General features: G+C 71.3%; 6 protein-coding genes. All 6 read right to left on the reverse strand.

The features are described from left to right. Window positions 1–622 (reverse strand): acyl-CoA reductase (locus ACFW2E_RS37775; protein WP_384473843.1); only part of this gene is annotated, 622 nt, incomplete at its 3' end. Further along, on the reverse strand, window positions 619–1,785 hold the full coding sequence (locus ACFW2E_RS37780) for an acyl-protein synthase (RefSeq protein WP_384473846.1): 1,167 nt from the start codon (window positions 1,783–1,785) through the stop codon (window positions 619–621). The genes ACFW2E_RS37775 and ACFW2E_RS37780, both read right to left, overlap by 4 nt. After that, a complete protein-coding gene (locus ACFW2E_RS37785; RefSeq protein ID WP_384473849.1) occupies window positions 1,782–2,942 on the reverse strand; it encodes a GNAT family N-acetyltransferase in 1,161 nt (386 codons plus the stop codon). Before ACFW2E_RS37785 ends, ACFW2E_RS37780 begins: the two co-directional genes overlap by 4 nt. Then, a complete protein-coding gene (locus tag ACFW2E_RS37790) occupies window positions 2,939–4,246 on the reverse strand; it encodes an MFS transporter (RefSeq protein ID WP_384473852.1) in 1,308 nt (435 codons plus the stop codon). Before ACFW2E_RS37790 ends, ACFW2E_RS37785 begins: the two co-directional genes overlap by 4 nt. Then, window positions 4,243–5,505 carry a phenylacetate--CoA ligase family protein gene (locus tag ACFW2E_RS37795; RefSeq protein WP_384473855.1) on the reverse strand — a complete coding sequence of 421 codons (1,263 nt, stop codon included), beginning with the start codon at window positions 5,503–5,505 and terminating at the stop codon, window positions 4,243–4,245. Before ACFW2E_RS37795 ends, ACFW2E_RS37790 begins: the two co-directional genes overlap by 4 nt. Before the next feature lie 340 nt (window positions 5,506–5,845). Next, window positions 5,846–6,926: GH92 family glycosyl hydrolase (locus ACFW2E_RS37800; RefSeq protein ID WP_384473858.1), on the reverse strand; the 1,081-nt coding region annotated here is incomplete at its 5' end.

The following is a 6,926-nucleotide window of genomic DNA, read 5'->3' on the forward strand; positions in this document are numbered from 1 at the left end:
CTTTCGCGTGGGCCCCGTCCCACCTCGGGGCGCGCCACTCCCCGCGCGACGAGGGGCAGCGCTGAGCGCTGACGCGTTCGGCGATCAGCCCGGTCGGATCGGCGGCGCCGATCGCGGCCAGCAGGTCGAGGGCGAGGGCCGTGTCGGCGGCGCTCGTCTTGAGGACGTTGAGGTTTCCGGCCAGCAGGCCCTCGACGACGCTCAGCGGGGCCACGGAGGTGGCGTTGCCGGGGGCGATGTGTACGAGCAGGCCGACGGGTGCCCAGGATTCGTAGACCGTCTCACGGGCGTCCGGCCGGGTCAGCCGTTCCGGGCGCAGGCCGCCCAGCTCCCGGCGCAGTTTGCGTTCCAGCGCCTGCCGGGAGAGGGCGGTCGCCAGTTCGGCGAGGGTGGCCGCGACCTCGTCGGCGGGCAGTTGCCCGGCCAGCCGGCGGTACAGGGCGGAGCCCGGGTCTCCCAGGTCTTCGGCGGCCGCGGCGCAGGCACCGAGCACGACCTCGGTGGGCAAGGGGCGCGCCAGGACGCGCCCGGTCGACTCCGCCAGGCCGGCCAGCCGCCTGGCGGCCTCGGCGTCGTCGACGAACTCGCCCTGCCAGAGGTGGAGTACGGAGGTGGTGCTCACGACATTCCCTTCATCAGTTCGGCGGCGGCGACCGCGCAACTTCGGTTGCGGCTCACTCCGGCGCGGCCTTGCACGGTGAACCAGTCGGTGGAAAGCGGGCAGGGGCATTCCTCGCCCGGATGCAGCGAGGCGAAGTCGCCCATCACGACGCTGTGCGCCGGGACCGAGGTGATGTACGGGCTGACCAGGTGCAGAAAACCGGTTTCGCCGTACGGCAGGGGGCGCAGCGTGGCCGGGTCGCGGACCGCGGCGCGGGACCACACGGGTACGTGCAGACGGTGGTGTGCGCACTCGACGTACGGCACGCAGTGCTCGACGGAACCGAAGGTGTCGCGGATGCGCGGGCCGGGGACACCGAGGAGTTCGGTGACTTCGGCGCGGAAGTCTTCCTTGCCGATCCGGCGGTCCGCGTGGCCCTTCCAGCCGCCGCCGAGGACCACCAGTGATCCCTCGGGCAGCCGCAGCGGCGGCAGTCCCATCGCCCTCATCCGCTCCAGGGTGAAGTGGAGGAAGGCCGGGAATCCGAGGATGCGGACGGGGATGTCGTCCTCGGCGTAGCGCTGGAGCGCCGCGATGCAGCCGTGCACGTCGAACTCGTGGTCCGATCCGGTATGGCGCAGCGCGTGCGTGGTGTGCCGTGCGGGGGCGAAGTCGCACAGGTAGTTGTCGGTGAACGATGTGCCCAGCTCCAGCGACGGTGCGGGCTCGTAGCTGTAGAGCAGGTAGTTGACCGGCTGGCCGGGGGTGATCCAGCCGTAGTGATCGAAGATCCGGGCCACCATGCGCTGTGCCGAACGGATCGTCCACCGGTCGAAGAACATCTGGGACTTCTGGCCCGTGGTGCCCGAAGAGGTCAGCCGCAGGAACACATCCTCACGGGGGACGGAGAGCACCTCGTGGCGCTTGAAGAAGGCGGCGGGCACCAGCGGCGTGCGCACCCCGGGTCCGACGGTGGGCGCGGGCGGCTCCGGCGGGTCCTGGAGGAGGGCGGCGAAGAACGGGGAACGCCCGGCGTGCCAGGAGTTGGACTCGGCCATGGCGGCGGCGAACAGTTCGTCGGCGTGCGGGCCTGCGGCGTACGGTTCGGTCAGGTCGCACAGCCGCTGCACCTGGCCGAGCGCCGCCGGGTCGGGTACCTCGGCGGGAGCGAGATGGGGGTTCATCGGGACACCTCGTGAAGGGGCAGATAGGTGGAGGCCCAGGCGCTGAGATAGGCGCTGAGGTAGGGCTGGAGCAGCGGGCTTGCGGCCACCGTCCGGAAGTCGATCTGACGGCTGGTGCGGGAGAGCACCACGTAGTCGTGGAGGCGGTCCCGGACGCGGCGCATCGCCGGGTAGACCGCGCTCGGCACGAATCCCGAGGCGAGGAAGATCTCCAGGGCCTCGGTGTCGGCCAGGGGCAGCAGGGTTTCGGCGTAGTCGGCGCCGGCCTGGGTGACCGCCGTCGTCAGTGCCTCCAGCGCGCCGGTCAGGGCGGCCGCGCGCGGATGGACGGCGACCAGGGCGCAACTGCCCGCCACCGGGTCGAGATCGGCGTACGCCTCGAACGCGCCGTCGGCGGCGACCAGGACCGTGTTGGGGGTGTGCAGGGGAAAGAAGCGGTCGTCGGGGTGGGGGAAGCGTTCCAGGAAGCGGCGGCGTACGAACGCCGGGGCGGCGATCACTTCGATCGGCCCGGAACCGGCGGCGGTACGCGACCCGCCCCGCGGGGGAACGCGGCCGGGGCCGGTGCGGCCGATGCCGATGCCGATGCCGATGTCGATGCCGACGCCGGTCGACACGGCAGCCAACAGCCCGGCCAGACGTTCGGGTACGCGCTCCACGGGGGCGCGTCGCTCCAGCACGCCGTCGGCGTACCGGGCGAAGAGCGCGAGACTCTCGCACCCCTCGACCTCGACCGCGTTGGGCAGCAGCCCCAGTGGCCGGAATCCGTTGCGCACGACGACGTGCTGAGGGCCTTCGGTGACGACGCGCACGGTGGCGAACACCGAGTCGAGCAGGCCGGTGGCGAACGCCGCGTCGCAGACCGCCCCCGTCAGCCGTGAGGCCAGTCCGCCGCCCCGGTGGCCGGGGTGTACGGCGAGCCCGACCAGCTTGCCGACCCGGCTGCCCGGATCGGTCTGCACGACGGCCGACCCGACGATGTCCCCGCCGCAGGTGCGGGCGGTGAGCCAGTGCGCGGTGCCGTCGGTGAGCAGCCGGCGCATCACGGCCGGATCGCTGCCGAGCGGTACCGGGTAGCCGTGCCCGTACACGTCGAAGTACAGCTGCCGCAGTTCCGCGATGTCCTGGACCGTGGCGGGGGCGATGACCGCGCTCATGACGCCTCGCCCGCCGGGGCCGGCCGCGCTGCCGTGGAGCCGGCGGATGTCCGCCGTCCGCAGGGTTCCGTCCTGCTGCCGAGCCACCACAGAACTGCCGCGACGGGGAGCAGACCGGCGGCCTGCGCGAGGCAGAGGGTACGAGCCGTCAGATGGTCGCCGAGCGTGCCGAAGACCAGAGAGGAGACGGGGAACGTGGCGCCGAGCAGCGCCTGCATGACGGCGAAGAAGCCCGGCTTGTCGGCCGCGGGGACGAGCCGCTGGAACAGTGCGACGAACCGGACACCGATCACGCCGACGCACCAGCCGGCGACGGCCATCGAGACCAGGGCCACCACATGCGCGGCGACCAGGCCCGGCAGGCCGAGTGCCATGGCCATCACGGCCAGGCAGACGCTGCCGACGGTGGTCGGCCGTCCGGGGACACGGGCCCCGGTGAAGGACCCGACGAGCGTGCCGGCGCCGAGCGCGGCCTCGAGTGCGGCGACGGTCGAGCCGGTGGAGTGCAGTACCCCGCGCGCATAGAGGGGCATGACGACGTAGACGGCGGTCGTGAACAGGTTGGCGGCGGCGAAGCAGACCAGCACACGGCGGATGAACGGGAGACCGGCCAGGACCTCGCGCAGCGTCCGGCGCGCCGGTGCCGTGCGGTGCGTCGCGTCGGAGACCCGCGCCTCGTCGGGCCCGCTGTCCGCGAACCGGGCCGACAGGACCAGCACCGCGGCGAGCAGATAGGCAGAGCCGCAGGTGGCCACGACTGTCGCGAGCCCACCCGCGTCGACCGCGAGCGGTCCCAGCAGACCACCGCCGAGCCCGGCCACCGACTGGGTGGACAGCTCGAATCCGGTGGCCGCCTCGATGTCGGCGTCCTCGACCAGTTCGGGCACCGATGTGGTCAGACAAGGGTCGAACAGCGCCTGACAGGAGGCCAGCGCCAGCCCCACGGCGTACACCGCGGCCATGGGCGGTTCCCCGGCGTGTGCCGCGAGCGCGGTGGGCACGGCGACGGTGCCCGCGACACCCGCCGCGCCGGCCAGCACAGTACGGTGCGGGTAACGGGCGACGACACGGGCGACGACGGGGGCGAGCGCGATGGCGGGAAGCGTGCTCACCGTGAGGAACAGCCCTGCCTCCAGGCCTCGTTGGCCGCCGTCGGCGGCGAAGCCGATGAGCCACCAGACCGCTCCGACCTGGAACATCCGGCCGGCGGCCTGGGTGAGGAGCTGAGCGGTCCAGACCCTGCCGAAGGACGGGTTGCGCAGTACGAGCGGCAGACGGCGGCCGCGTGACTCGGTCGTGTTCATGAGCACGGCCGTTCGTCGACGACGCGCACCAGCTTGCCGGAACGGGAGTTGACGGCGAGATCACGGTGCCGCACCCATTCGACGGTGAGCGGACCGACGTGACCCGCCACGGCCGCATCCCTGTAGGCGGGGCGCTGGGCGAGGACGGCCGCGGCGACGGCATCTCCCAACGCGCTGGTTCTGTCCGTGGGTTCGCCGGTCGCGAGTCGCAGTACCAGACCGTCCCGGCCGCCGTGGCGGCGTACCACTAGCTGCACACCGGTCACCTCGCCGTCGGCGTCGGCGGCGCGCACGATGTGGTGGACGTCCTCGGTGTAGAGGGAGACCGGGCCGACCCGGACTCCCTCCTCGGCACGGCCGAGGATGCGGAAGACTCCGGCGTCCGGGTCCACCCACTCCGCCCGGTCGCCGGCTGGATAGCGGAGCACGGGCATCAGTCGCCGGCGCAGATCGGTGACGACGAGCCGGCCCGGCAGCCCGGCTTCTTCGATGGGCAGCGCGGTGTCCTCGTCGACGATCTCGACAATGGTGTGCGGGGTGAAGGCGCGATGGATCCGGGGGTCGCCACCGGGAATGGCCTCGCCGAGCAGGCCCGCGTCCACACTCGCGTAGCCGAGCGAGCGGGGTTCGGCGTTCGGGAACGCGGCCCCGAGCAGCGGCAACTGGTCGCCGAAGAGACATTCCCCGCCGAAGAAGAGCAGTTCCACCTCGGGCAGGGTCAGGCCGGCGGCGGTGAGGCGTTCGGCCAGCGAGCACAGTGTGGTCGGCGTGGCGGCGACCACCTGAACCCGGAACTCCTCCAGGGCGGCCACGGTGGATTCCCAGGGTGCCGCGCCGCCGAGGGGCAGCCGCACGTTGGCGACGGGGGAGCGGTGCAGTGAGTCGAGGATGAAGCTGAAGCTCGCGTAAAGGTCACCCGCGTAGAACAGGTCGGCCACCCGGTGGCCCGCTCGAAGGCCGGCGTTCACGAGTCCGGCACCGAATGCGGCGGTGAATTCCCGCCATTCCGTGCGGGTGTAGAAGGAGAACTTGGGAGCCCCCGTGGTGCCGCCGCTGCGGAATACGACCGCCTCGTCCAGCGGAGCCGTCAGCAGCCTGTTGTCACGGGGTGAGTTGGCACGCCAGAAATCCGCCTGAGGCACTATCGGGAGGTCCGTGAGATGCACCACACGGTCGGGGAGATGCGAGTAGAGGTGCTGGTAGAAGGCCGAGTTGTGGCGTGCGAAGCGTACGAGCTCCGCCAATGGTTGAACGGGCATCAATTCCTGCTTGAAGGCGTGAACCGTCGGCATGCGAAAAGGCGCGACGGGAGTACGGCGGATGTGGCCCGATCCAGCGGTGGGGAGGGCCTATTCATCAACCGCTGTGATGCCAGCGTATCTCACCATTCGGGACGCGGTTGCACCAACTCGGTCTGCAGGTAAAGGGCTTCGGGGTGCGGACGTGGCGTCGCCCATTTCGGTTCCCGGTGAAACGGAGACGGTGGTCACATGCCGCTTCGATTCCATAAGGAATTGTTGTCCGTCCCGCAAGGGGTTGTTATGGGGAACGCCGAGTCCCGCCCCCACGTGGAGGGGCGGGACTCAGGGGCACGAGCGCTCACTTCAGTGCGGGCGGCGCCGCCTGTGGTGACGTGCCCCACTCCGACGGGCGCGGGCCGAGTGTGAAGCCGAGCGACCGCACGGAGCGCAGGCCGTCGGTCGTCAGATAGGTGCGGTCGTACGGCTTGCCGTCCGTGCGGGCCGACTGGATGTAGCGGTCGGTGGCGGAGGTGCCCGGCGCGTTGATCGTCAGGGCGCCGCGTGGGTAGTAGCGGCGGTCCAGTTCGAGGTCGACCCGGTCGAAGACGGGCGTGGACAGCCCCCAGGTGTCGTAGCCCGGCTGGACCGGGAAGAGGCCGATGGACGACAGCACGTTCCAGGCGGACATGGTGCCGAGGTCGTCGTTGCCGGTCATGCCGGTCGGAGCGTCCGTGAAGAGGGTCAGCGCGGCGTGCACCACGTCGGTCGTCTTCCAGGGCTGACCGGTCGACAGGTAGGTGTACGGGGCGATGAGGTCGGGCTCGTTCTGCGGGTTGTACTTGTCCGCGTTGTAGTAGTCGTACGGTCCGTTGACCCACACCTCGCGCGCGGTCTTCGCCGGGTCCAGCAGAAGCCGGTCGTACGCGAAGAAGGAGTCGAGCCGCTGGTTGGCCGACTGCTCGCCGCCGATCAGGCCGACCATGCCGGACAGGTCCTGCGGCACGAGCCACTGGTACTGCCAGGACGTGCCCTCGTGGAAGCCCTCGCTCTGCGCCGGGTCGGCGGGGCCGGTGAAGGCGCCGGCCGCGTCGCGGGCGCGGAAGAAGCCCGTGGAGGGGTCGAAGACGGTGCGGTAGTTCTGCGCGCGGGCGGCATAGCGTTCGGCGTCCGCCCGATGGCCGAGATCGCGCGCCATCTGCGCGAGCATCGCGTCGGAGAGGGCGTACTCCAAGGTGGCCGAGGCCCCGTGGTCGTAGTCCGAGTCACCGGGCTTCATGTGCGGGCGGCCCTTGATGTACGGCGCGAACCCCTCGGCGACGTACTCCCTGTTGGCCTCCCTGCCCACGGCCGGCGAGTCCGCGGGCGGCACCCCGTCGGCGTTCCGCTTCAGCGCCCGGTAGGCCCGCTCCTCGTATCCCTTGAGCAGCCCCTGTTGGTAG

The sequence above is a fragment of the Streptomyces sp. NPDC058964 genome (genome assembly GCF_042741275.1).
Classification (GTDB): domain Bacteria; phylum Actinomycetota; class Actinomycetes; order Streptomycetales; family Streptomycetaceae; genus Streptomyces.